This is a genomic window from Paraburkholderia sprentiae WSM5005, from assembly GCF_001865575.2.
In the GTDB taxonomy this organism is placed as follows: Bacteria; Pseudomonadota; Gammaproteobacteria; order Burkholderiales; family Burkholderiaceae; genus Paraburkholderia; species Paraburkholderia sprentiae.
Genome location: NZ_CP017562.2, coordinates 2,297,858 through 2,322,548, shown reverse-complemented (window position 1 = coordinate 2,322,548; position 24,691 = coordinate 2,297,858). Strand labels below are relative to the sequence as shown.

The window sequence follows — 24,691 nt, the reverse complement described above, 5'->3', positions numbered from 1 at the left end:
TCATGTCGACGCTCGCCAGCATGAAACCGCTGCCGTCACACACCGGCGCGCTCGGCATCGAGGTGCTCGGCGCGAGCAAGCGCTTTGGTGCTTTCCGCGCGGTCGACGACGTGACGCTCAAGGTGCGCGCAGGCACGCTGCACGCGCTGCTCGGCGAGAATGGCGCGGGCAAGAGCACGCTCGTGAAAGGTCTCGTCGGTTATGGCGTGCTCGACAGCGGCCAGATCGCCGCGGACGGCCGCGAAGTGCGCATTGCTTCGCCCCGCGATGCGCAGGCGCTCGGCATCGGCATGGTGTACCAGCATTTCACGCTGGCAGCGGGTTTGTCGGTGGAAGAGAACCTGCTTCTCGCGCGTGGCCGGATGCCGTGGAAAATCGACTGGCAAGCCGAGCGCAAGGCGCTCGGCGCGTTCATGCGCGGCATGCCGTTCCGGCTCGCACTCGACACGCCGGTGTCGAGTCTCGCGGCCGGCGAAAAGCAGAAGCTCGAAATATTGAAGCAACTGTATCTGCGTCAGCGCTTCCTGATTCTCGACGAACCGACTTCGGTGCTGACACCGCAGGAAGCGGACGAAGTGCTCGGCCTCATGCGCGATCTCACGACGCGCAGCGAACTCACCGTGCTGATGATCACGCACAAATTCCGCGAAGTGATGGCCTACGCGGACGACGTCACGGTCCTGCGCAAGGGCCGCTTAGTCGGCAGTTGCGCGGTGCGCGACACCGACCGCGACCGCCTCGCATCGTGGATGATGGGCAGCGACGCCGGTTTCGACGCGCGCGCGACAGCCGGCATCGACGACGTGCGGCCTGCGCGCCGGCCGCTTGTCGCCGATGCGCCGGTGGCGCTCGAACTGTCGGCGCTGACGGTGGTGGACGATCGCGGACACGTGGCGGTGCGCGACGCGTCGCTTGCGGTGCGCGCGGGCGAGATTCTCGGCCTGGCGGGCGTGTCGGGCAATGGCCAGAAGGAGCTGATCGAGGCGCTGGTCGGCCAGCGGAGCGTGCGATCGGGCGACATGCGCGTGAAGGGAGAAGCGTACCGCGCGACGCGCGAAGCGATGACGCGCCTGAAAGTCTTCGCGTTGCCCGAGGAGCCGCTGCGTAATGCGTGTGTCGCGAATCTGAGCGTCGCGGAAAATCTCGCGTTGCGCGACTTCGATCGCGCGCCGTTGCGCGCGGGCGGCTGGCGGCTCAACCGTCGCGCGTTACGCGAACGCGCCGAAAAGCGCGTTGCCGAGTTCAACGTGCGGCCGCCGGTGCCGGAGCGCGCGATCGGCACGCTGTCGGGCGGTAACGTGCAGCGCGCGGTACTGGCTCGCGAACTCGGCCAGCCGGTCGATGTGCTGATCGTCGCCAATCCGGTGTTCGGCCTCGACTTCGCGTCGGTGGCCGATATACACGCGCGCATTCTCGCGGCGCGCGACGCGGGCGCGGCGGTGCTGCTGGTGAGCGAAGACCTCGACGAATTGCTGGAACTGGCCGACCGCATCGCAGTAATCGCGGAAGGGCGGCTCGTTTTCCAAACCGCCGTGGAAAACGCGGACCGCGTGGTGCTCGGGCGCCACATGGCCGGCCACGGCGACGATTGGCAACCCGCAGCGGCGGACACTGCCGCCGCCTTTCATGGAGCATGACAGATGAGTTCGAGTGGACTCGGCGGATTGAACCGCTCGCCCGCAGGCGTCGTAATCGGCCTAGTGCAATTGCAGAATCCCAATGTAGAAACGCCCGCGCAACTCGCGGCGCAGACGCAGCGCGTGGTCGAACTGGTCGGCAAGGCGCGGCGCAACAACGCGGCGATGGATCTCGTCGTGTTTCCAGAATACGCGTTGCATGGCCTTTCCATGCGCACCGACGACGCCATCATGTGCAGCCTCGACGGCCCCGAAGTGGCCGCGTTCAAGGCGGCGTGCGTCGAGCACCGCGTCTGGGGCTGCTTTTCGATCATGGAGCGCAATCCAGGCGGCAATCCATACAACAGCGGACTGATCATCGACGACCAAGGCGTGATCCAGCTCTACTACCGCAAGCTGCATCCGTGGGTGCCGGTCGAGCCGTGGGAGCCGGGCAATCTCGGTGTGCCGGTCTGCACCGGGCCGCGCGGCGTGAAGCTCGGCCTGATCATCTGCCACGACGGCATGTTTCCGGAGATGGCGCGCGAAGCCGCCTACAAGGGCGCAGAAGTGATTCTGCGCACGGCGGGATACACCGCGCCGATCCGCCACGCGTGGCGCATCACCAATCAGTCGAACGCGTTCCAGAATCTCGCGCAGACGGCGAGCGTCTGTCTGTGCGGCAGCGACGGCACGTTCGATTCGATGGGCGAGGGCATGTTCTGCGATTTCGACGGAACGGTGCTGGTGGAGGGCAGTCATCGCCCGGACGAGGTCATCGTCTGCGAGATGCGGCCCGATCTCGTGCGCGAGGCGCGTATCCATTGGGGCGTCGAAAACAACATCTATCAGTTCGGACACCGCGGCTACGTTGCGGTGAAGGGCGGCGCGCAGGATTGCCCCTATACGTTCATGCATGACATGGTGCGCGGCGAATATCGTTTGCCTTGGGAGGCCGAGGTGCGCGTGACCGATGGCACTCCTTGCGGCTTCGCACCGCCGGAACGCACTTACAAGGGGTGACTGCCATGCCGACCGTCAACCTGGCGTTACCGTCGCCGTTCGCGTTCGAGCCGTCGAAGACGGCGCTCGTCGTGATCGACATGCAACGCGATTTCATCGAGGCGGGCGGATTCGGCGCGGCGCTCGGCAACGACGTGTCGCTGCTCGCGGACATCGTGCCGGATGTCGCGCGGCTGATCGCGCATGCGCGCACGCACGGCTGGCACGTCGTGCACACGCGCGAATCGCACGTGCCTGATCTGTCCGATTGTCCGCCGGCGAAACGTCTGCGTGGGCAGCCGAGCGCGCGCATCGGCGACAAAGGGCCGATGGGACGCATACTCGTGCGAGGCGAACCGGGTAATGCAATCATCGACGCGCTTGCGCCGATTGAAGGTGAACTCGTGATCGACAAGCCGGGCAAGGGTGCGTTCTACGCGACCCGGCTCGGCGAAGAGCTTGCGATGCGCGGCGTCACGCATCTCGTGTTTGCGGGCGTAACGACTGAAGTGTGCGTGCAGACCTCGATGCGCGAAGCGAATGATCGCGGTTACGACTGTCTGGTGATCGAAGGCGCGACCGCGAGCTACATTCCCGCGTTCAAGGAAGCAACGCTGGCGATGATCCGTTCGCAAGGCGGCATCGTCGGCTGGACTGCGACGCTCGAACAATTGCTGGAGGCCGACGCTTGACCACATCGCCTGTCATCAACGACCCGGCGATCGTCGCCGAAGTGACCGCCGTATTCGAAGCCTACGAACGCGCGCTGGTCGATAACGACATCGACACGATGAACGTGTTGTTCTGGGAGGCACCGGAAACGGTACGTTATGGAATTGCCGAAATCCAGCACGGCGGCGAGGAGATTCGCGCGTGGCGGGAATCGTGCGTGCCGGTGCCGGCTTCGCGCAGACGGCATCGCACGGTCGTGACGACGTTCGGCCGCGACTATGCGACGGTCAGCACCACGTTCACCAGCGACGCCACGCCGCTCGTCGGCCGTCAGATGCAGTCGTGGGCGCGGCTTGGCGCGCACGATGCGCCGTTCGGCGGCTGGATCGTCGTTGCTGCGCACGTGAGCCTGATCGATGCGCCCGATGTGCCCGACGTGCAAGCCGCTCACGGGAAACGCGGATAATGTCGGGACGATTCGCAGGAGACTGGTCATCGAACCCAAACGGCTGACCGAAGCTAAAGACCCGATCGACGAACCCCACGACGTGGCGCCTGATGCGTCGAAAGTCGTCTATGGCGCGAATCCGCTTGCCGAGCAGGTGTATCTGCAACTCAAGCAGGACATTTTCGACTTCCGGCTGTTTCCGGGCGATCGCTTCTCGGAGACTGACATCGCGCAGTATTACGGCGTGTCGCGCACACCGATGCGCGACGCGCTGTTCCGTCTGCTACGCGAAGGCTATCTGGAAGTCGGCTTCCGGCGCGGCTGGAAAGTGTGCAACATCGACTTCGAGCGGCTCGATCAGCTGTACGACCTGCGCATCGTGCTCGAACTGGCTGCTATAGAGCGTGTGACGAGCGGCTCGAACAATCGCGCGATCGACGCGCTCAAGGCGATCTGGTGCGTGCCGCGCGACGCACGCGAGACCGATCCGGCGCGCATGTTCCGGCTCGACGAAGGCTTTCATCGCGGGCTTGTGGAAGCGACGGGCAACGCCGAAATGCTACGCGTGCACGACGAAGTGACCGAGCGCATTCGCATCGTGCGACGACTCGATTTCCTCAAGCCGCATCGCACCGACGCGACCTACGACGAGCACGCCACGATGCTCACGCTGATCGAACGCGGAAAGCTCGCCGAAGCGGGCATTATGCTGCGCGCGCATGTCACGCAGAGCAAGCTCGAAGTCCGCAAGATCACTGTTTCGATGCTCGCGCAGGCGCGGGACAGCAAGTTGCCGTTTGTGAGTTGAGGTAGGACCGGGAGCCGGCAAGAGGCTTTTCGGCTTTTGCTACTGTGGTCCTACTGTTGGATGTGGGACGGGTCGTGACTGATATTCACGTCGCGAGCACTAATTTGACATAGAAGAAATTGATCCAACATTAAGGCTGTAGAGGCTAAGTTGTAATGTCCGCTTTTAGCCAAGTTCAAATGTCCGCTTTTTCGCAGCGCAAGCTGACCGGCCGCCTGCGTTTCGGCGCGGGAGGCTTCCATGGCTGCGACCGAACGAATAACGATGACGATGCGCGAACTGGACAGGTTCGAGGTAGTTCAGGACGTCGCCGACGGCAGGCGGCGGCGGGCACAGGTCTGCGCTCCGCACGGATGGGTTTAGCCGGCACCAGCTCCGCGGCGTCGAGGTCCGCCACCGACAAGCGACGCTTCGCCTGCGCAAGCCGTGCGGCCGAGACACCCAGCAGCACGAAGTGCCGTTCGACATAGGCTGTCACTTCGTCCTCACCCGGAAATGAGTGCACCGCATGTTGACCGGGTATCGCACGGTCTTCCGCTGTCGCGGGGCGTTCACTTTTCGATACGGCGTCGCAGATGCTCCAGCAGTTCCTACTTTAGCGCGCCGCGGGCCTGTATATAAAGGCTCCGGTAGATACCTGCACCGATGAGCGACTGACCGATAGCCATATCCGATGTCGTCCTTTCCCCAGTTGAAGAAGCGCGCCTAGACCGGCGGCGCATAGAGCTCACAGAAATGGAAGACGAGCAGGATGCTAAGGCCTACAGGCCAGCTACGCCGGCGAGCAAGGATGCCGATGTATCGGATAGCGAGCTTAAATCTCTTTTCACAACGCTGCGTTTCGACGGCGTATCTGACAGCGGATAGGCGCTGGTTGCATCATTTCAAGGAAGCGCAGTCTACGGTGGCCCGTTCGTGTGGTGTAGTTGGCCGTCGCGATCGAGTGCAGGAGTCCGATCTGGAATTAGGGATACGACGTGTCGGATATTTTGGACAGAGTTGAAGATCGCGGTACCGGTTGGCTTTGATCGTACCGTGCTGGAAAGAGCCTGAGGGTATCGATAACGGTATCAGCTTCACAAATCGCCTTGGGGTATCCCGTCCTCATAGCAATTTAAACAAAAGGGGACATTGGTTTTCCATTGCGATCCACAGAAAGTCGCGAAGTGCTGGCAGGATTTTTCGGTATCACTGGCGGTATCATCGTCACGCGAACTGGCGGAACCATTGTCCCATAAGGGTTCCGGCCATTGATTGACGATCGAGTGGGGATATTTTCATTCAGGCGATTGATGGCGAATGCTATCAGCATAACGAAACACGAAACACGAAACGCGAAGAAGTCGAGCGGAGAATGGATTTCAAGGTGGGCGGCCCGGTGACCTTGTCGCTGGCACGGGCCGGTCGCGCGTCGCGTGGTCGACCGACGCACTCATGAGAGTGGGTGGTGCCGGCTGATGCGGTGGAGACCAGCTTAGATGCCGCTCTGGGCATGTCGCCGCGAAGTATGGGTAGGATGATGGGTATGTCGTAGTCGGGCAGAGTGGGAGTCAAACCTGGCGGCGCTTTGCGGGCAACTGTTGGAGTTGGCTGCCTTCCGCCAAACAAGCCTTTCGGGGCATCCGATATCTTCCGCAGACATCCTGAGGTCGCTGATTTCAAAGCGGTTCGTGGTAGCGACGGGCCTGCTGATTCCAGTACGCTTTTTCAAGTCGGTGAAAGATCGTGGTTGCCGTGAGAGGACTGGTCAACGCAGCGTAGCGAACGCTTCAGGCGTGAAATCGGCAATTGCGTCGAAACGATTTTGACGAACCTTCTCCAGCCACGCGGCGTCCTGCAGCAATGGGCGGCCGACGGCGACTAGGTCGAACTCGTCGCGCTCCAGCCGTGCTAGCAAGTCATCGATCGACGTCTTTTGCGCGCTTTTGCCTGCGAACGACTCATACACGTCACCGGTCAGACCGACGGCGCCGACTGTGATCGCGGTGACGCCCGTCAGCTTCTTGGCCCAGCCTGCCAGGTTCAACTCCGAATCGAACTCCGGGAAGGCCGCCTGCCAGTACCTCTGTTGGGATAGATGGAACGCGTCCGTACCGGCGTCGACGAGCGCACCGAGCCATTGTTCGAGCACTTGCGGCGTCGGAGCGAGCCGTGCATTGATATCCTTCGGCTTCCATTGCGACAGGCGCAGAATGACCGGAAAGTCATGACTCACGACCGCGCGGATCGCTTGCAGGATCTCGATCGCAAAGCGCGAGCGTTCGAGTAGCGTGGAACCGCCATACTGGTCGCTACGCAGATTCAGGTCCGCTGCGAAAAACTGGTTGATCAGGTAGTTATGCGCAGCGTGCAGCTCGACGCCGTCAAATCCGATCCTTTCGGCATCGGCGGCGGCACGCGCGAACGCATCGATGGTTTGCGCGATGTCAGCGTCAGTCATTGGCTGGCCCACGGGCTGACCGGTCAACGAAAGACCCGACGGGCTTTCATAAGGCGAGGACGGCGTCCAGTCGGACGCGGCATTCGAGCGTTTCTGTCCCACGTGGATGAGCTGCGGCACGATACGTCCCCCCGCAGCGTGCACTTCGTCTGCGACTATCTTCCAGTTCGTTAGCGCCGCGTCGCCGTGAAACTGCGGAATGTTGGGCTCATTGAGTGCGGCGGGACGGCTGATTCCCGTGGCCTCCGTGATGATGAGGCCAACGCCATGCTCGGCGCGGCGGCGGTAATACGAGGCCATTTCGGCCGTTGGCACACCCGCCGGCGATGAGGATCGTGTCATTGGTGCCATCACCACGCGGTTCGGCAAATCGAGTGCATTCAGACGGTACGGACGAAATAGAACGTCAAGGTTCGACATAGCAATTCTCGAGCTCAGAAGAGGTAATCGGCAATCGGCTACAGTGAATCGATCCACGTGGCCACGGCAGCGTTCACATCCACATTGCGGTCTTGCATGATCCAGTGTCCCGCATTGGACCATGCCTGTACTTTCGACTTCGAATGGGAAAACCACGGCCCCATGCGATCGGCCTGCGACGGATCGAGACACAGGTGATAGAACGGTACGGTGAGGCGTGCGCAGAACTTTGCGCTCGCGTCGCCGATACCCACTTGACCGGCGCCGAAGAACAAAGGCGCGAACGACTCGCGAATGACGTGCAACGGCACTTGCTGAAGGCGGCTCGCGTGTAAGCGTTTATGAGCCGGATCGGTCGCGATCCCGTAGACCCGTTCGAACAGCGCGGCGACCACGGCGCGAGGATCGTCCGCCTGCAAATCATGTGCGGTTTTTTCGAAGGCCTTACCGGTATCCTCGGAAAATCCTAGCGCGCCGTCGACCGAGACGACGGCATCGACCAGGTCGGGTCGACGCGCAGCGAGACGGGCCGCAATCTGGCCGCCCATCGAATGGCCAATGAGGACGAATGCTTCTCCTCGGTAGCGCGTCGTGATCAACGACTCGACGTCGGCCACATAGTCCTCGGGCGAATAAGCACCGGACGGCATCACTTCCGACTTGCCGTGCCCCCGCAGGTCGACGGCTACCGTACGGTACCTGCTTTCGAAGAAGGGCAATTGGCCGCTCCAATCGCCGGAGTCACAGGTCCAGCCGTGCAGGAACATCACATTTCGGCCTGTGCCCACATCAGTGGAAAAGAGGCGTGCGGTGGATCTCGCTGCTGCGCCGTTGCAATCGGCTATCTCGCGTAACGATGAACTGCTCTGGTCTGTTGCCATTCTGTTCTCCGCGGTGATCGGGCCTGTCTGGATCTGCACGCCGGAGGGCGTTTGCGATTTCAGGCTCGAATCGATTGACGTGATACCTATGCTATACGTTAGCTATCTACGGTCAATTACGCACCACGAAGTGCGTAGATATACACGAGGATATCGGCATGGCATGTGAGGTTGACGCAGTGTTCTTCGCGGACTGCGCCGCGCGCTCCTTTTTTGATCAAGTAGCCAATAAATGGTCGGTGATGATTCTCACGCTGCTCTCAGAGGAGCCTGCACGCTTCAATGAAATGAGGCGGCGGCTGGAGGGCATCACACACAAGGCGCTCACACAGGCCCTGCGGCGTCTCGAGCGCAACGGTCTGATCGCGCGGGAAGTGATCAACTCTTCGCCGGTTGCCGTCGAATATTCGATCACCGAATTAGGGCGCACGCTGCAGGTGCCGTTCCGCGCCGTCTATGACTGGTCGATCAGGCATTTGGACGAGATCGAGCAGGCAAGAGAGACCTACGACAGAAAGCAAGCCCGATAAATAGCCGGTCATCTGCACGTTTCCGGAGACGGGCCAACATGTCTGCGATATTCGCGGCTGAACTGCCCGGCGCGCGCAGCGCCGGCTGGCACTATGTCGCGCTTGTCGCGGCAAACACTTCCTGTGCGGCGAATAGCGCATTCAGCGCAGCAGGAAAGCCCGCATAGAGCGCCATCTGCATGAACACCTCGACAATCTCGTCGCGCGTGCAGCCGACATTCAGAGCCGCCTCGATATGAATCTTCAATTGCGGTTGCGCGTTGCCGAGCGCGGCCAGGGCCGCTATCGTCGCGATCTCGCGAGCGCGCAGATCGAGTTGTGGTCGGCTATAGATGTCGCCGAAACCGAATTCGATCAGCATGCGGCCGAAGTCCGGCGCGATTGGCGCGAGCGCCGCGACAACCTTCTCGCCGACCTCTCCATCGATCTGCTTTAGCTTTTGCCAGCCCCGCGCGTAGCGGTCGTGATTCGCGTGCGCTGCATCTAATCCGGTATCCATGGCGAGTCCTCTTTCTGTCGATGTGGTTGGGAACTATCGTCATATCGCTCCGCGTCCCGCTCTGCCGTCTCGTACCAGGCGATCTTGTCAGTGATGGCAGCAAGATTGGCCTGCAGTTCGGCCATACGTACGAGGACTCTGTCCCGATGGGCGGCGAGCATCTCGCGCCGCGCATCGTACGTCGAATCGCCCTGCGCGCGTAGTTCCGCGAACGCCTGTATGGCGGCTATCGGCATCCCCGTCGCCTTCAGGCGCATGACGAATTGCAGCCAGTCCAGATCGGCAGGCGAAAACAGCCGGTGTCCCGCCGCGGTGCGCCCAACCGGGCGTAGCAACCCCGCTTGCTCGTAGTAACGCAGCGTATGGGCGGTGATGCCGGTGGCTGCCGCCACCTGACCGATAGTTAGCGATTTCGACATGACGGATCTCAGGTTAGGACTTCGAGTGCACTCTAAGTCAAGCGCATCGCCATGTCAGCCCGTTCGAACCCACGGCGATACGCGGTCGGTGCGGCACGCGCCGATCGAGCTTTGCCGCGAGTCGACACCGCGGCCAAAATTGGTGACAATTTCGGCAACGGTTTTACCTCGTGTCCGTTCGCGGATGCTGAACTGACGATGGATAACAGCTCTCATCCACCACGCATGAGCAATCCCTTGCCAGTCGTCTTCATTCATGGCTTCATCGGCACATTGGATGTCGCCAGCTATGAGTCTGCGCACGCCAGCCCCGATCTGCTCGGCTAGGGCCAGTACCGATCCGCGTCCATGGATGTGTATCTGCTTTCCGGTGAGCATTCACGCAAGGGTGGGAACGTACCGGCTGCTGGGGCTTGGTCAAACTAACTGGAAGGGGTTGACCCGGATCGGACCGCTATACACAACGGGAGTCTCATGCACGGCAACGAGGACGATATTGAAGCAAGGTGGCCGCCGCTGCTGATCGCGGCCGTATCGGAGTATGCAATCTTCAGACTGACCGGAAACGGTCATGTTGCCAGCTGGAACCTTGGCGCGAGGCGCATCAAGGGTTACGAAGCCGATGAAATCATTGGCCGACACTTCTCCGTCTTTTACGCGGACGAGGACCGGCGCAACGGCGTTCCGGACGCGGCACTACGCGCGGCGCGGGAGCACGGCCAATACGATGCCGAAGGGTGGCGGGTACGCAAGGACGGCACCAAGTTCTGGGCCAGCGTGCTCGTCACGCCCCTTTACGCGGCCGACGGAAGCTTCGTCGGCTTTGGCAAGATCGTGCGCGACACAACCGACAAACGCATGGCCCATGAAGCCAAGATCGAAAGCGAGCGACGGTTCCGGCTGCTGGTGCAAGGGGTAACCGATTACGCGATATACATGCTGTCCCCCGAGGGATACGTGACGAACTGGAATCTGGGAGCGGCACGCATCAAGGGCTATCAGGCCAGTGAAGTGGTCGGAACGCACTTCAGGCGGTTCTATTCGGCCGAAGACGCGGCTCAGGGCCTGCCGGAACACGGCCTGCGTATAGCTGCAACCGAAGGGCGGTTCGAGACCCAAGGCTGGCGGGTCAGAAAGGACGGTAGCCGGTTCTGGGCCAACGTCGTCATTGACGCGATCCGCGACGAAGACGGGGAACCGATCGGCTTCGCCAAGATCACCCGGGACGTCACGGAACGCAGGACCGCGCAGGCACAACTGGAAAAGTCACGGGCGGCATTGCTCCAGTCCCAGAAGATGGAAGCGCTCGGCAAGCTGACGGGCGGCGTCGCGCACGATTTCAACAACGTACTTCAGGTGTTACGCGGCAACCTCGAACTGCTGGAAGGCCGTCATGGCCGCGATGCCTGGACACGTGAGCGTCTAAACAAGGCGATTGAAGCCGTCGAGCAAGGCGCCAATCTCGCCTCGCAGCTGCTCGCGTTCGGACGCCGCCAGGCGCTGCAGCCGATCGTCGTGAACCTGGCTGTCATGCTGCGGGGCATGGACGATCTGCTCAGACGGGTGCTAGGCGAAGTGATCGATATCGAAACTGTCATTGGCGGCGGCCTGTGGAACACGCTGGTCGATCCGAACCATCTCGAAAACGTGGTGTTGAATCTGGCCATCAACGCGCGCGATGCGATGCCCGAGGGCGGCAAGCTGACTCTCGAGCTGTCGAACGCCATGCTCGACGAGCATTACAGCGCGCTCGCCGCCGACGTTCGCGAGGGGCAATACGTGCTGCTCGCCATCACCGATACCGGAACGGGCATGAACCGCGATGTCCTCGAGCGCGCCTTCGAGCCGTTTTTCACGACCAAGCCGGAAGGCCAGGGCACGGGGCTGGGCCTGAGCATGGCGTACGGTTTCATCAAGCAAAGCGAAGGCCACATCAGGATCTACAGCGAGCCTGGGCACGGCACAACCGTGAAGATCTACTTGCCCCGTTCGATGGAGAAGGCTGTCGATCTTGACCCCGCGCAGCCGGTCGCCCCCACCGGCGGGGCCGAAACGATTCTCGTCGTTGAGGATGACAGACGGGTTCAGGCCACCGTCGTCGAAACGCTCGGACAACTGGGTTATACGGTGCTGAAGGCGGACGACGCCCCGAGTGCGCTCGTGATCGTGCAAAGCGGGATACATATCGATCTGATGTTCACGGACGTGGTGATGCCCGGTACGATGCGCAGCACCGAACTCGCAAAACTCGCGACGAGGGTGCTGCCGAAGCTGAAGGTCCTGTTCACGTCGGGCTATACGCAGAATGCAATCGTGCATGGCGGCCGGCTGGACGCGGGTGTGCATCTGCTGAGCAAGCCCTACAGCCGGGAGCAGCTCGCATCGAAAATCCGCCGGATGCTGGGGCCGGCCGGCACGGCTGAGGCGCAGCCGCAGCTCGCACCGTCGTCGGCAGCGTTGTCGTCGTCCGAGCCGTCGTATGTACCAGCAAGCCTCGCGATCCTCGTCGTAGACGATGACACCGAATCGCGGGAGGCGGTCAGCGAACTACTGATCAGCATGGGCTATGAGGTGCGTCGGGCTGCGAATGCGCAAGCAGCAATGCGTGCCTTGATGACCGGGAAAACCGATGTGCTTCTCACCGACATCGTCCTGCCGGGGCAGTCGGGCGTTGAACTGGCGAGGGCGGCTATCGAGCGCCATCCGGGCATCAGGATCATTTTTGCGTCGGGTCACGACGCACCGACGCCGCAAGAGCTCGGCTTCGATTGCAAGTCGCTTCGCAAACCATTCACGATCGAGCAGTTGCATGCGCTCATCGCGGCGATGCACGGATCGGTCGCTACGGGTCAGATAGTGGGAGAGCGATGAGCCGGCCCGCTCCGCGATGAAGCGCCTCACCAGAAGTCTGATGTCCCGCATCAAGCCCATCGGCATGGCTGTTTCCTAAAGAGATTGCGTAATTTGCCGATAACAAGTCATCGTACAACAACGGGTTGAAAAAGCGGCATGAGAAACGTATCGGTTCGAAATAGTCTCCTGGCTGTTTTTCTGATCTTTGCGGCGATGATTTTGCTGGGCGGCGTGATCGGTGTCGCCACGCTCAGCCGCGCGAATGCCAATCTCAACCGCATCCACCAGATTGCGACCCAGGAAATTCTCGTCAACGACGCATATAAGGACTCGACACGCACTCGAGCCGCGTTGACGCGAGCCTACTCGGCTCTCAAGGAGCGCAACGACGAGACGACGCGGGACTCGGCATTGAAGAGCGCCGAAACGACGATGAACCGGGCGGCGGCGGAAACCGAGTCGTTTCGAAGCGCCGCCGCATTTCGTGGCCAGGACGACGGCTTGAAGCAGCAGTTGATCGAATCGTCAGTCAACCTCGCCGCGATTCTGAAGAAAGCCTTCGATGCGTTGCGTGCCGGCGATACCAACGCTTACGCCGCTATCAACGACCACGACATTACGTCAACCGGTATCGCGTATTCGGTGAATGTTGAGAAATTCCAGAGCATCGCTAACACGTTGTCGAACGACGCCATCGCGCAGGTCGATCGCGAATATACGTGGGTCGTCAGTCTGGTCATCTTCGGCGTGAGCGCGGCGCTAGCCCTGATCGTCGCTTCGCATTTCGCGCTGCGGCGCATCGTGACGGCTCCGCTGAAGGACGCCGCCAATCTGCTCGATCGAATCGCGGCGAACGATCTGACAGCGCGCATTCCCGAGGCGAGCGGCAACGAGATCGGTCAGCTATTCGCGGCGATGCAGCGGATGCAGCGTGGTTTGGCGCAGACAGTGGCGAACGTGCGCAACAGTTGCGAGGCCATTTACGGCGGCGCGCGCGAGATTGCCGCGGGTAATCTGGATTTGTCGAGCCGCACGGAGCAGCAATCAGCGGCACTCGAAGAAACCGCGGCCAGCATGGAGCAATTGACGTCCACCGTCAAACAGAACGCGGATAACGCGCAGCAGGCAAGCACCCAGGCTGCGAGCGCAGCCGATGTCGCCGAGCATGGCGGCGAAGTGGTCGAGCGCGCCATCCAGACAATGAATTCAATCAGCCAGAGTTCGCGCAGGATCGCCGAAATCACCGGGATGATCGACAGCATCGCATTTCAGACGAATATCCTTGCGCTGAACGCGGCGGTCGAATCGGCGCGGGCGGGTGAGCAGGGACGCGGCTTCGCCGTGGTCGCAAGCGAAGTTCGCAGTCTCGCACTGCGCAGCGCGGACGCCGCCCGGGAGATCAAGGCCTTGATCGGCGCCTCGGTCGAGGACGTGGCTAACGGCAATAGCCTGGTCGCGCAGACGGGTCAGTCGATGAAGGAAATTGTTAGCGCCGTGCGCGGCGTGGCCACCATCATGAATGAAATCAAGGCAGCAACGATCGAGCAGAGCACGGGCATCGAACAGGTCGGCCAGGCGGTAACGCAGATGGACCAGGTGACTCAACAGAATGCCGCACTCGTCGAACAGGCCGCCGCTGCCGCGAGCGCGCTCGAACAGCAGGCGCAGTCAATGACGGATGCGGTCTCGGCATTCCGCCTCGCCGCGCAATAAAAGCGCCGACTGACCGAGGCACAGCGCTGGTCGATCTAGACAATTGAAATCATTTCTAACTGGAGTATGAACATGAATGTTAAAGGCGTCCTGGGCGCCACCGCAATGCTGATTGCCGGTGCTTCCCTCTCCTGCATTTCACAGGCCGCGACGTACGCATATGTATCGAATGCAGATAGTCAGGATATCTCGGTTTTCAGTCTCGACAAGTCGAACGGCTCGCTTGCGCCCGTGGAGACTGTGCCGGTCGGTGCAACGGTGATGCCGATGTCGTTTTCGCCGGATCATCTCCGGCTCTACGCAGGACTGCGCTCGAAGCCTTATAGCGTGGTGAGCTTTGCGGTCAATCCCCTCGATGGCCGGCTGATCGAACTCGGCAGGTCCCCGCTTGCGGATAGCATGGCGTATATCTCGACGGACGCAAACGGCCGTTACCTCTTTTCCGCGTCATATGGCGGCAACCTTCTGGCGGTGAACCCGATCGGCGCGGACGGTGTGGTCGGCAACGTGCAGCAGACTGTCAAGACCGGCCCGATGGCTCATGCGATCCGCAACGCTCCGGACAACCGTTTCGTATTCGCGTCGGTACTGGGCGCGGATGCCTGGCTTCGTCTCAAGTTCGACGCCTCGAATGGGCACTTGACCGAAGACACCGCGCCCGCCTATTCGTTGCCGCCGAAATCGGGACCGCGCCACTTCGTATTCTCGCCGGATCATCGCTTCACGTACCTGATCGATGAACTCGACGGCAAGCTGCACGTACTCGCCTTCGATAGCACCCGCGACGCCGTCAAGCCGGTCGAAACTGTCTCGATCCTGCCGCCCGATTTCTCCGGCGGCAAACCATGGGGGGCCGATCTCCACCTGACCCCGGACGGGCGATTCCTGTTTGCATCGGAGCGCACATCGAGCACGCTCGCGGCGTACAAGGTCAACGCTGCCTCGGGCAAGCTGACGCGTATCGGTACATACCAGACCGAAAAACAACCGCGTGGATTCAATATCGATCCGTCCGGCAAGTACTTGCTGTGTGTCGGGCAATTGTCGACGAGTCTTAGCGTTTACAACATCGATCGTCAGACTGGCAAATTGAGCGCGATCGGACAGTATCCGGTCGGCAAGGGCGCGAACTGGGTTGAAATCGTTGAGTTCGACGGCACAAACGCCGATTGAGGTTTGATTCCGGAATCACCGTGCAACGCCGCCTCCGTTCACGGTAGCCCGGTCCTTATCCACCAGGGGTTTCGGTCCGGTCGCCGCGCGCGCCGGACTCACTGGTAAACCACTATCGCGCGCGGATTGGTATGCCAGTACTGTCAAACGGGAACGCGTTTGCGCATGCCGTCCTTGTCGCTTCGAGCAGGCGCCGTTCAAAAAGTCCTTCTGCAAGTCCGATCCAGTCCCGCTATAGCAACTCCGTAAGTTTTCGTGCGTCACGCACACCGTGCCGGCCATCCACGACCAGCCATGTGCGCCGGCAATCGGTACGTCCAATCGAACGAAAAGGAGACATCATGCTTTCAGGAATCCACGTGCTTCGAGCGGCGGCGAGCGCTGCATTGGCGCTGTGCGCAAGCGCGGCATTCGCGCAGGCTTCGATCGTTTCAGGGCCGTCCAGCGATCCCACCTGCCTGGTCCCGTGGAAGAGCGACACGAAGTTCATCAAGTATCCGAAGAAGAACGGACCCTACCGGATCGCACTCGTGAACGGCTATATCGCGAACACCTGGCGTATCCAGATGATCAAGACGGCCAAGGCCTACACGGCGCAACCGACCGTCGCCGCCAAGCTCAAGGAATTCAAGGTCGTGTCGACCGGCGAGGACGTCCCGGCGCAGATCTCGGCCGTCAACAACTTCATCGATGCCGGCTATGACGCGGTCATCGTGGACGCGCAAAATCCTTCCTCGTTCGGCCCCGCGATCCGCCGCGCGAAGAAAGCCGGCGTCGTGCTGATCGCTTTCGACAACACGCTCGACAGCGAAGACGCGATCAACGTCAACGTCGACCAGTATGGGCTCGGCGTGCTGTGGGCGAAGTGGCTCGCGGCACATCTGTCGAACGGCGGCAAGGTGCTCGAGGTTCGCGGGGTGGCGGGCACGTCGGTCGACACCGACCGGCACAACGGTTTCGTGAAAACGTTGGACGACACGGGCAAGAAGTGGAATGTCGTCCAGGTCTACGGCAAGTGGGACGACGGGGTCGCGCAAAAGGCCGTCGCCGACGCGATTGCGGTGCAGGGTCATTTCGATGGCATTTCGGCGCAAGGCGGCGACACCGGCGTCGTGCGCGCGATGCTCGATGCGAAACATCCGTTCGTGCCTTTCGGCGGCGAGACGGAGAACGGCTTTCGCAAGTTCTGCGCGCAGTATGGGAGCCAAGGCCTGAAGTGCACGTCGGCGGGCACCGGTCCTGCGCAGGTGGCCGTGGCGATCAAGACGGCGCTCGCTGCGCTGGACGGCCAGACGATCCCAGTCGCGATCAAGCTGCCGCTCGACGTGACCGACGATTCGAAGCTGAAGGCGAACGTCAACTATTTCCCGAACGACTCGGATAACTTCTTCGTCGGCAACTCGTTTCCGAGTTGCGGCATCAATTTCTCTGCGCAGGAAATCATGAAGCAGAGCCAGGGCAACCAGTGATCGGACGATGACCGGCGCTGTGACGGGAGACGAAGCATGCTGCAAGGTGCAGAGCAACCGTTCTTTCAGATGTCTGGCGTGTCGAAAAGCTACGGCGGCGCCGTCGCACTGGATCACGCCGAGCTCACGGTGCGCCGGGGCCGCATTCACGCGATCCTCGGCGAGAACGGCGCGGGCAAGTCCACGTTGCTAAAGGTGATGTCCGGCGTCGTGCAGCCGGACGAAGGCACGATGCAGCTCGATGGCCGGGAGGTATCGTTCGCGTCGCCCGCGGAGGCGAATGCGGCCGGCATCGTCTGCGTGTATCAGGAGCTGTCGCTGATCCCCGACTTGAGCGTGGCGGACAACATCTTCGCTTCGAACCCGCCGCGACGTTTCGGGATGATCGACCGGCGGACCCAGCGCCGCCAGGCCGAGGAGGCGCTCGCCCGAGCGGGCGCTGCCGACATCGATCCACTGGCGAAAGTCCGGGACCTGCCGCTGTCGCGCCAGCAGATCGTCGAGCTCGCCAAGGGGCTGGCCCACGCGCCGCGCATTCTGATCCTCGACGAAGCCACTTCTGCGCTGACCGCGGCCGACGTCGCGCGCGTGATCGAGGTGCTCAAGCGTCTGCGCGAAGAGGGGCTCGCGCTGCTGTTCATCTCGCACCGGATGCACGAGGTGAAGGCGCTCGCGGACGAATGCACGGTCTACCGCAACGGTCGTCATGTGATGAGCTTCGAGGCAGGCATGCGCTCAGATAATGAGGTCGTCGAAATGATGATCGGCCGGAAGTACCAGCATGCGTTTCCCGCCAAACGCGCTGCCAAACCCGCGGCCAACCCGGCGAACCAGCCCGCGGACGACCGCACCACCGCCCCGGTTCTCGCCTGTCGTGAGCTCGCGTGGAACGACACGCTGCAGGGCATCAGCTTTTCGTTGAGGGCCGGTGAAATCCTCGGGCTAGGCGGGCTCGACGGACAAGGCCAGCGTGAACTGCTGCTCGCGCTGTTCGGCGTGTTGCGCGGGTGCGCGGGCAAGATCGAGATCGACGGCAAAGCGGTGTCGATTGGGAGCCCGACGGCCGCGCGCGCGAATGACATCGGTATGGCGCTGATACCGGAGGACCGCAAGACCGAAGGCTTGATGCTGCCGATGTCGGTACGCGAGAACCTGTCGTTTGCCGCGCTCGATCGCATGTCCACCGCCGGCGTGATCAATCGCGAGCGCCAGCAGTCGCTCGTCGACCGGATGATGGAGCTGCTGGCGATCAAGGCATTCAGCGTCGACGCGCCGGTGGGCTCGCTGTCGGGCGGCAACCAGCAGAAGGTGGTCATCGCGAAGTGGCTGATCCGGCAGCCGAGGATTCTGCTGCTCAGCGATCCCACGCGCGGTATCGACGTCGGCACCAAGCAGGAGCTCTATCAGCTGCTCAGGCGCCTCGCTGATGAAGGCGCGGCGATCGTGTTTTATTCGACCGACTATGACGAGCTGATCGGCTGCTGCGACCGCGTGCTTGTCCTGTACGAAGGCAGGATCAAGAAGGAACTCGTCGGCTCGGCGATCACCGAGCAGAACCTGATTGCCAGTGCGCTCGACCTGTCTGTCGGACAGATTTCGCCTTCCACGGGAGTCGCGCTATGAGCGGGCTGCGCTACTGGTACGTGGAGAATCGCGGAGCGCTGTTCGCGTTCGGCCTGTTCGTGCTGATGTTCGCGATCTATCTCTTCAACTACCCGTCGGCGTTGTCGGCCAACGTGTTTCAGACGGCAGCGAACAAGGCGGTCCTGCTCGCGCTCGTCTCGATGGGGCAGGCGCTTGTCGTGCTGACCGCCGGCATCGACTTGTCGATCGGCATGATGCTGGTGCTGACGAATTGCATTGGATCGTGGATCGTCACCGGCGGCGCGCTGCACAGCGCGCTCGGCATCGCCGGTGTGCTCGCGGCGGGCGCGCTGTGCGGCGCGCTGAACGGCGTGATCATCATTTTTGGGCGGCTGCAGCCGATCGTCACCACGATTGCGACGGGCGCCGTCTACTACGGACTGGCGCTGCTGCTGCGCCCTGTGCCCGGCGGATCGATCAACGAGGACCTCGCCGACACATTGACCGGCAAGGTCGCCGGCGTCCTGCCGGCGAGCCTGCTGATTCTGCTCGCAGCGATAGTGATCGTCTGGATTCCTTTCAAACGCTCGGCGGTCGGGCGTGCGGCGTACGCGACCGGGTCGTCCGAACCGGCGGCTTTCCTGTCCGGCATGCCGATCCGCCGCGCGAAGTTTGCGAGCTATACGCTGGCCGGCCTGCTCGCGGCAATCGGCGGCCTGTTTCTGACGTTCTTCACCGACACCGGCGAAGCGAGCCTCGGCAGCGCCAACTCGTACACGCTGTTTTCGATCGCTGCGGTAGTGATCGGCGGCGTGTCGCTGCTTGGCGGCAAGGGCAGCGCAACCGGCGCGATCTTCGGCGCATTCGCGTTCCGTTCCATCGGCGACCTGCTGTTCGTGTTCAACGTCGACGCGCTGTGGCAGCCGCTATTCCAGGGCGTGATTCTTCTGCTTGCGGTTTCGATCGGCGCCTGCGGGTTGTTCAGGGTGCGTAATCGTCTGGAGTGGTTTCAATGAGCCACCTTTCCGCAACCGGCTGGACCGCGTTCGTGTCGAAGCTCACGCGCAGAATCGACAAACCGATCGTGATCGCATTCGCGTGCATCGTCGCGCTGCTGTTGGTGGGCGGCATGTATTCGCGGAACTTCACGTCGCCGGAATACATCCTGCTGCAACTGAAGGTCGGCGCATTCCTCGGCATCATTGCGACGGGCCTGATGATGGTGATCCTGCTCGGCCACATCGACCTGTCGCTACCATGGACGATCACCGTCGGCGCGATGATGGCGTGCGCGGTCGCGGGGCACGGCGAACTCGGGCGCATCCTCGCGATTCCGGTCGGGATCGGTTGCGGCGTGCTGATCGGCATCGTCAACGGCATCCTCGTCGCGCTGCTGCGGATTCCGTCGATGATCGCCACGCTCGCGACCAATGCGGTCGCGCAGGGCATCATGATCGTCTATACCGGCGGATCGTCGCCGCAGGATTCCGCGCCCCAGGTGATGCGATGGTTGGCGGCGGGCTGGCTCGTACCGGGCGTGCCGAATGCCGTCGCGCTGTGGCTGGTGATCGGCGGCGCCACGGTGTTCCTGCTGACGCGCACGACCTTCGGCCGCACGCTGTATGCGATCGGCAACACCGAGCGCGCGGCGTATCTTTCCGGGATCGATACGCGGCTCGTCACGGTGACCGCCTTCGCCGTGTGCAGCGCGTTCGCGGCATTCGGCGGCGTGCTGCTGGCGGGCTATGCGTCGAAGGCGGCACAGTCGATGGGCGATGCCTACCTGTTGCCGGCGATCGCGGCGGTCGTGCTCGGCGGCACGTCGATTCTGGGCGGACGGGGTTCATATCTCGGCACGGTGGCCGGCGCGATCCTCATCACACTGCTGCAGTCGATCCTCTCGGTCGCGCAGATGCCGGAGGCGGGGCGTCAGATCATCTACGGCGTGGTGATCGCGGCGATGCTGCTGCTGTATGGGCGGAGCAAGCGGGAGGCGTAGGGATTCGCCAACAAAATCATCGGACAGGACCGCCGGGCGATTCAACCGTTGCCTCCTCGACGTCGTTGCTCGGCCGCCTGGTCAGGATGGCGCTCGCGATAATGTCAAAAAGATGATCGGCCCGTGACTCGAATGAGGACTGGTCGACGACCCAGCCGAGTGCCGACATCAGGGCGAACAGGTCTACCCCATCCATATCGGCGCGCGCCGTTCCGTCGGCCTGAGCGCGTTGCAGTAGTCGCTCGCCCGCTGAATGCACCGCTGCGCATGAAGCGTAAAGCGCGGACTCCGGGTCCGCGTGGGCGCTCGCCATCAGCGCGACAACGCCGCTATAGCTATGGACGAATGCGACCCCTTCGCGAAACCAGGACACGAGCGCTTCGCCCGGCGGACTCGACGTTTCGAGTTCGCCTGCCTTTTGCGTCAGTGCGTCCAGATTCGCGCGCAGCAACGCTTCGAACAAAGCTTCTCGCGTCGGGAAATGACGCAAGACGGTGGCCAATCCCACGTCGGCCCGGCGGGCGATGTCTCGCATGGACGCATCGGCGCCATTCTCGTTGACGACGTCACGCGCGACGGCAAGCAGGTGGTTGTAGTTTTTTCTGGCGTCGGCTCGCATGGCTTTCCTTGACAAGTGGATCACTGATCCATATATTGCAGTTCAGGATATGGATCAGTGATCCACAAGATACAGCGGATTTGTGCAAATGGGAACAGAGCCGCTGTCCGACACCGCGAAAGGAGAAGTCATGGGAAAGCTTGAGGGCAAGGTTGCAGTCATTACGGGCGGATCGAGCGGCATGGCGCTGGCAAGCGCCAAGCTGTTCGTTGAAGAAGGCGCCTATGTTTTCATCACGGGTCGCAGGCAGGAGGCGCTGGACGAGGCCGTCAAGCTGATTGGCCGGAACGTGACCGGCGTGCGCGGCGACGCGGGCAATCTCGACGACCTCGACCGCCTGTTCGATACGGTCAAGCGGGAAAAGGGCAAGATCGACATCCTGTTCGCGAGCGCTGGCACGGGCGAAGCCGTCCTACTGGGCGAGATTACCGAGCAGCACTTCGATGCGACCTTCGACCTGAATGCGCGCGGCACGCTGTTTACGGTTCAGAAGGCGCTGCCGCTGTTCAACGATGGCGGATCGATCTTCATGACCGGGTCAATTGCTTCGGTGAAGGGCTTTCCTGGTTTCAGCGTGTATTCGGCGAGCAAGGCGGCGTTGCACGCGTTCGCACGCGGGTGGCTCAACGAACTGAAGGGCAGGAAGATTCGGGTGAACGTGCTGAGCCCGGGACAGATCGCCACACCGATTCAGGAGCAACTTTTCGATGAGGAGACGAAGCGGTATTTCGAATCCCTGGTCCCGCGCGGAAAAATGGGGAATCCCGAGGAAATCGCGACGGTCGCACTGTTTCTTGCTTCGGACGATTCGAGCTTCGTGAATGGGGTGGAGTTGTATGTCGACGGCGGCACCGCGGCTATCTGACGTCGCGCCGAAACGCAGGTAGAAGGGCCTTTCAGCTTGACAGAGTTGATTCGATATCTGCTGATCGATATGGAATCCGTATCAATAGACGGGATTGATTTCGGTGCTTGTCCAGCGGTTTCGTGACATGGGTCCGCAGTTGATCCCCTTGAATGGAGAGTTCGCATGAGTTATTCGATTATTGGCTTTGGCGCGGTGGGCCAGGCGCTCGCCCGGGCGTTTGCACGAAAGAACATTGACGTGACCGTCGCCAGCCGGCGCCCTCCCGAGACGTTGATTCAGCAGGCACGAGCGATCGGCCCCACCGTTGTCCCCAGGACGCTGCAGGAGGCCATCGCGTCCGACACGATCTTCCTCGCGGTTCCGTTCTGGGAACATCGCGAAGTCGCGAAGCAGATCGCAACCTGGCAGGGCAAGACGATCATCGATACGACCAATGCTTACGGTGTTGCCGTTGCGGACCTGGATGGTCTGCCGTCGTCCGCCGTGGTCGCCAAAGCGTTTGCCGGCGCGAGGTTCGTCAAGGGCTTCAACCATCTGCCCGCTGCCGTTCTGGCCGCTGATCCGAACGTGAACGGCGGCAGCCGCGTCGTGTTTCTGTCGAGCGATGACGAAACTGCGGTGGCGCCGGTCGCGGCGTTGGCCGAACAACTCGGTTTCGCACCGGTTGCGCTAGGACCGCTGAAGGATGGCGGCTTGCTGGTCCAGGCCAAGGGCAATAGCTGGGCTCAACTGATCTTCAAGGATCTCGTCAAGTTCAGATAGCAGCGCGTGCCGGATTTCCAGGCTTTTTCGCGGCCCGCGAAGGAACGTGTTCTTTCGGGCACAGCTAGGCCCGGGTCGTGTACGCATCCCTTCCGATGCTGCAGGGAACGCGAAGCTGCGGGTTATGCCGCGTTCCCGCAGAGCACCGCTTGCCTGGCCTTCGCCTGCTGCTCACTTACCGCCAGTCACATCGAGAAACGCGCCGGTGACGAACGAAGCCTCGGCGCTTGCTAGCCACAAAATGGCCCGCGCTACCTCGTCGGGCTGCCCGCCTCGGCCCAAGGGGATCGAATCCTTGACGCGATCCACGCGTTCCGGCTCGCCGCCGCTTGCGTGCATTTCGGTATAGATGTGCCCGGGGCGAACGCAGTTCACGCGTATCCCGTCTCGCGCGACCTCTTTGGCAAAACCGGTCGTGAATGTCTCGACGGCGCCCTTCGACGCAGCGTAGTCGACATATTCGTTTGGACTGCCGAGCCGGGCCGATGTCGACGATACGTTGATCACGACGCCGCCCCCTCCGTTGTGACGCAGGGACATCCGCTTGGCGGCTTGCTGGGCGCACAGGATCGGGCCGATCGCGTTGACCGCGAAGATGCGCTGCATCCGCTCGAACGCGAGGCCTTCCAGCCGGGACTGCCGCGCGATGATTGCAGCGTTGTTGACCAGCACGTCGATGCGGCCGAAGTCCCGATCGATTGCGGCGAACAGGCGCGCGACCTGCTCCGGGTCCGCGCTATCCGCACGCATCGCTAAAGCGCGACGGCCCAGCGCTTCCACATCGGCGGCCACCGCACGCGCAGCGGATTCGTTGGAGACGTAGCTGATCGCCACGTCGTAGCCTTGTGCGGCAGCAAGACGGGCCGTTGCCGCGCCTACGCCGCGGCTTCCTCCGGTGATCAGAATGAGCGGTGCCTGCGAGACGGTATTCATCGAGCGAACCTTCATGGGGAATGGAAAGACGATTCGGGGCCGGGACCTCAAAGCCCCAGACAAACCGCGCCGGCCGCGACAACGAGGCAGGCGAGCCAGCGCGTTCCGCTGACCGTTTCGCGCAGAAACACGCGTCCGATCAGCAGCGCGAACACCACGCTGGTCTCGCGCAATGCCGAGACCGCGCCCATCGCGCCCGACTGCAGCGCCCAGATCACGATGCCATACGCGGCAAGCGAGACGAGGCCGCCCACGAGCGACAAGCCGACCGAAAGCCGCTCGGCGCGCACGGGTGTCCAAAGCGCGGCGAGCCCGCGCGTTGCGATGAACAGCACGGGCATCAGCGCGTAGAACAGGAACATCCAGGCGGTGTAGCTGAGCGGCTCTGAGTTGGACAACCTCACGCCGATGCCGTCGATCACGGTATAGAGCGCAATGGTCGCGCCGGTCGTCAGCGCGGCGAGCGCACCCGCGCGCGATACCTGACGCCCCAGCAACGCCATGGCGATGATGCCGCCCGACACCATCGCGATGCCGAGCGCGTGCAAGGGGCCGATCGCCTCATGCGCGAAGAGCGCCGCGCCGAGTGCGACGAGCAGCGGCGACGAGCCGCGCGCGATGGGATAGGCCAGCGCCAGGTCGCTGCGGCGATACGAGCGCACGAGGCTCACGTTGTAGAAGAGGTGCACGAACCCCGACGCGACGATGCAGGGCCAGGCGGCGCTGGCCGGCCGCGGATTGAACAGTACGACGAGCACCGACACTGCCGCGATGGCGATGCTCATCCAGGTCATGGACCAGAACCGGTCGCGGTTGCCGTGCAGCATCGCGTTCCAGCTGGCGTGGAGCACGGCCGCAAAGAGCACGATACCGCCGGTGTAACTGAGCATCTGGGTTTCGGGCCGATAAGGCAGACAAGCGGAGCGGGAGAGGAGTCAGCACTACACCGAGAAGAATATCTCTCTTGTTGGGCCCTAACAAAC

Annotated in this window: 23 protein-coding genes; 16 read left to right on the top strand and 7 right to left on the bottom strand. The window is 62.2% G+C overall.

The window, feature by feature from the left end; translation table 11 throughout:
* The first annotated feature begins 2 nt into the window (after positions 1-2).
* From BJG93_RS27300 to BJG93_RS27280, 5 genes are read left to right on the top strand one after another with little or no spacing between them, the layout of a single operon-like run.
* Positions 3-1,637, top strand: a complete 1,635-nt coding sequence (locus BJG93_RS27300; protein WP_082194520.1) for an ABC transporter ATP-binding protein — start codon at positions 3-5, stop codon at positions 1,635-1,637.
* 3 nt (positions 1,638-1,640) lie between these two features.
* Positions 1,641-2,639 (top strand): formamidase, encoded by a 999-nt coding sequence (locus BJG93_RS27295; protein WP_027195195.1) that lies wholly within the window; start codon positions 1,641-1,643, stop codon positions 2,637-2,639.
* A gap of 5 nt (positions 2,640-2,644) precedes the next feature.
* On the top strand, positions 2,645-3,310 hold the full coding sequence (locus BJG93_RS27290) for a cysteine hydrolase family protein (RefSeq protein WP_027195194.1): 666 nt from the start codon (positions 2,645-2,647) through the stop codon (positions 3,308-3,310).
* On the top strand, positions 3,307-3,756 hold the full coding sequence (hpxZ, locus tag BJG93_RS27285; RefSeq protein WP_027195193.1) for an oxalurate catabolism protein HpxZ: 450 nt from the start codon (positions 3,307-3,309) through the stop codon (positions 3,754-3,756). Before BJG93_RS27290 ends, hpxZ begins: the two co-directional genes overlap by 4 nt.
* Positions 3,716-4,546, top strand: coding sequence for a GntR family transcriptional regulator (locus tag BJG93_RS27280; RefSeq protein ID WP_231337534.1), 831 nt, complete (start codon positions 3,716-3,718; stop codon positions 4,544-4,546). Before hpxZ ends, BJG93_RS27280 begins: the two co-directional genes overlap by 41 nt.
* A gap of 1,747 nt (positions 4,547-6,293) precedes the next feature.
* On the opposite strand, the gene BJG93_RS27270 is transcribed toward BJG93_RS27280, so the two are convergent.
* Complete coding sequence (locus BJG93_RS27270) at positions 6,294-7,328, bottom strand: oxidoreductase (RefSeq protein WP_231337533.1); 1,035 nt, start codon at positions 7,326-7,328, stop codon at positions 6,294-6,296.
* A 116-nt stretch (positions 7,329-7,444) separates the two neighbouring features.
* Complete coding sequence (locus tag BJG93_RS27265; RefSeq protein ID WP_082194519.1) at positions 7,445-8,287, bottom strand: alpha/beta fold hydrolase; 843 nt, start codon at positions 8,285-8,287, stop codon at positions 7,445-7,447.
* A gap of 158 nt (positions 8,288-8,445) precedes the next feature.
* Here BJG93_RS27265 and BJG93_RS27260 point away from each other — a divergent pair, with 158 nt between their 5' ends.
* The gene (locus BJG93_RS27260) at positions 8,446-8,817 is read left to right on the top strand and encodes a winged helix-turn-helix transcriptional regulator (protein WP_027195189.1); all 372 of its coding nucleotides are present in this window, start codon (positions 8,446-8,448) and stop codon (positions 8,815-8,817) included.
* A 91-nt stretch (positions 8,818-8,908) separates the two neighbouring features.
* On the opposite strand, the gene BJG93_RS27255 is transcribed toward BJG93_RS27260, so the two are convergent.
* Together BJG93_RS27255 and BJG93_RS27250 are read right to left on the bottom strand one after the other, a co-directional pair.
* The gene (locus tag BJG93_RS27255) at positions 8,909-9,316 is read right to left on the bottom strand and encodes a carboxymuconolactone decarboxylase family protein (protein WP_027195188.1); all 408 of its coding nucleotides are present in this window, start codon (positions 9,314-9,316) and stop codon (positions 8,909-8,911) included.
* Positions 9,301-9,735: a MerR family transcriptional regulator gene (locus BJG93_RS27250; protein WP_051374250.1), complete on the bottom strand. Its 435-nt coding sequence runs from the start codon at positions 9,733-9,735 to the stop codon at positions 9,301-9,303. The genes BJG93_RS27255 and BJG93_RS27250 overlap by 16 nt, the downstream gene beginning before the upstream one ends.
* A gap of 51 nt (positions 9,736-9,786) precedes the next feature.
* Between BJG93_RS27250 and BJG93_RS27245 the strand changes: the two genes are divergently transcribed.
* The 8 genes from BJG93_RS27245 to BJG93_RS27210 all read left to right on the top strand — a co-directional run bounded on the left by BJG93_RS27245 (position 9,787) and on the right by BJG93_RS27210 (position 20,526).
* Positions 9,787-10,062 (top strand): hypothetical protein, encoded by a 276-nt coding sequence (locus BJG93_RS27245; protein ID WP_154671727.1) that lies wholly within the window; start codon positions 9,787-9,789, stop codon positions 10,060-10,062.
* Between the two features lie 147 nt (positions 10,063-10,209).
* Positions 10,210-12,606, top strand: coding sequence for a hybrid sensor histidine kinase/response regulator (locus BJG93_RS27240; protein ID WP_051374249.1), 2,397 nt, complete (start codon positions 10,210-10,212; stop codon positions 12,604-12,606).
* A gap of 138 nt (positions 12,607-12,744) precedes the next feature.
* Positions 12,745-14,301: a methyl-accepting chemotaxis protein gene (locus tag BJG93_RS27235; RefSeq protein WP_027195186.1), complete on the top strand. Its 1,557-nt coding sequence runs from the start codon at positions 12,745-12,747 to the stop codon at positions 14,299-14,301.
* Between the two features lie 66 nt (positions 14,302-14,367).
* Positions 14,368-15,474, top strand: coding sequence for a lactonase family protein (locus BJG93_RS27230; protein ID WP_407675309.1), 1,107 nt, complete (start codon positions 14,368-14,370; stop codon positions 15,472-15,474).
* Between the two features lie 341 nt (positions 15,475-15,815).
* Positions 15,816-16,943: a sugar ABC transporter substrate-binding protein gene (locus BJG93_RS27225; protein WP_027195184.1), complete on the top strand. Its 1,128-nt coding sequence runs from the start codon at positions 15,816-15,818 to the stop codon at positions 16,941-16,943.
* A 36-nt stretch (positions 16,944-16,979) separates the two neighbouring features.
* The gene (locus tag BJG93_RS27220) at positions 16,980-18,566 is read left to right on the top strand and encodes a sugar ABC transporter ATP-binding protein (RefSeq protein ID WP_027195183.1); all 1,587 of its coding nucleotides are present in this window, start codon (positions 16,980-16,982) and stop codon (positions 18,564-18,566) included.
* Positions 18,563-19,543 (top strand): ABC transporter permease, encoded by a 981-nt coding sequence (locus BJG93_RS27215; RefSeq protein WP_027195182.1) that lies wholly within the window; start codon positions 18,563-18,565, stop codon positions 19,541-19,543. Before BJG93_RS27220 ends, BJG93_RS27215 begins: the two co-directional genes overlap by 4 nt.
* On the top strand, positions 19,540-20,526 hold the full coding sequence (locus BJG93_RS27210) for an ABC transporter permease (protein ID WP_027195181.1): 987 nt from the start codon (positions 19,540-19,542) through the stop codon (positions 20,524-20,526). The genes BJG93_RS27215 and BJG93_RS27210 overlap by 4 nt, the downstream gene beginning before the upstream one ends.
* A gap of 16 nt (positions 20,527-20,542) precedes the next feature.
* Here BJG93_RS27210 and BJG93_RS27205 read toward each other — a convergent pair whose 3' ends face one another.
* On the bottom strand, positions 20,543-21,145 hold the full coding sequence (locus BJG93_RS27205; RefSeq protein WP_027195180.1) for a TetR/AcrR family transcriptional regulator: 603 nt from the start codon (positions 21,143-21,145) through the stop codon (positions 20,543-20,545).
* 130 nt (positions 21,146-21,275) lie between these two features.
* On the opposite strand from BJG93_RS27205, the gene BJG93_RS27200 reads away from it, so the two are divergent.
* Both BJG93_RS27200 and BJG93_RS27195 read left to right on the top strand, forming a co-directional pair.
* Positions 21,276-22,010, top strand: a complete 735-nt coding sequence (locus BJG93_RS27200) for an SDR family NAD(P)-dependent oxidoreductase (RefSeq protein ID WP_027195179.1) — start codon at positions 21,276-21,278, stop codon at positions 22,008-22,010.
* A 165-nt stretch (positions 22,011-22,175) separates the two neighbouring features.
* Complete coding sequence (locus BJG93_RS27195; RefSeq protein ID WP_027195178.1) at positions 22,176-22,775, top strand: NADPH-dependent F420 reductase; 600 nt, start codon at positions 22,176-22,178, stop codon at positions 22,773-22,775.
* Between the two features lie 171 nt (positions 22,776-22,946).
* Here BJG93_RS27195 and BJG93_RS27190 read toward each other — a convergent pair whose 3' ends face one another.
* Both BJG93_RS27190 and BJG93_RS27185 read right to left on the bottom strand, forming a co-directional pair.
* Positions 22,947-23,708: a glucose 1-dehydrogenase gene (locus BJG93_RS27190; protein WP_027195177.1), complete on the bottom strand. Its 762-nt coding sequence runs from the start codon at positions 23,706-23,708 to the stop codon at positions 22,947-22,949.
* 47 nt (positions 23,709-23,755) lie between these two features.
* Positions 23,756-24,598, bottom strand: coding sequence for a DMT family transporter (locus BJG93_RS27185; RefSeq protein WP_027195176.1), 843 nt, complete (start codon positions 24,596-24,598; stop codon positions 23,756-23,758).
* Between the last annotated feature and the right edge of the window lie 93 nt (positions 24,599-24,691).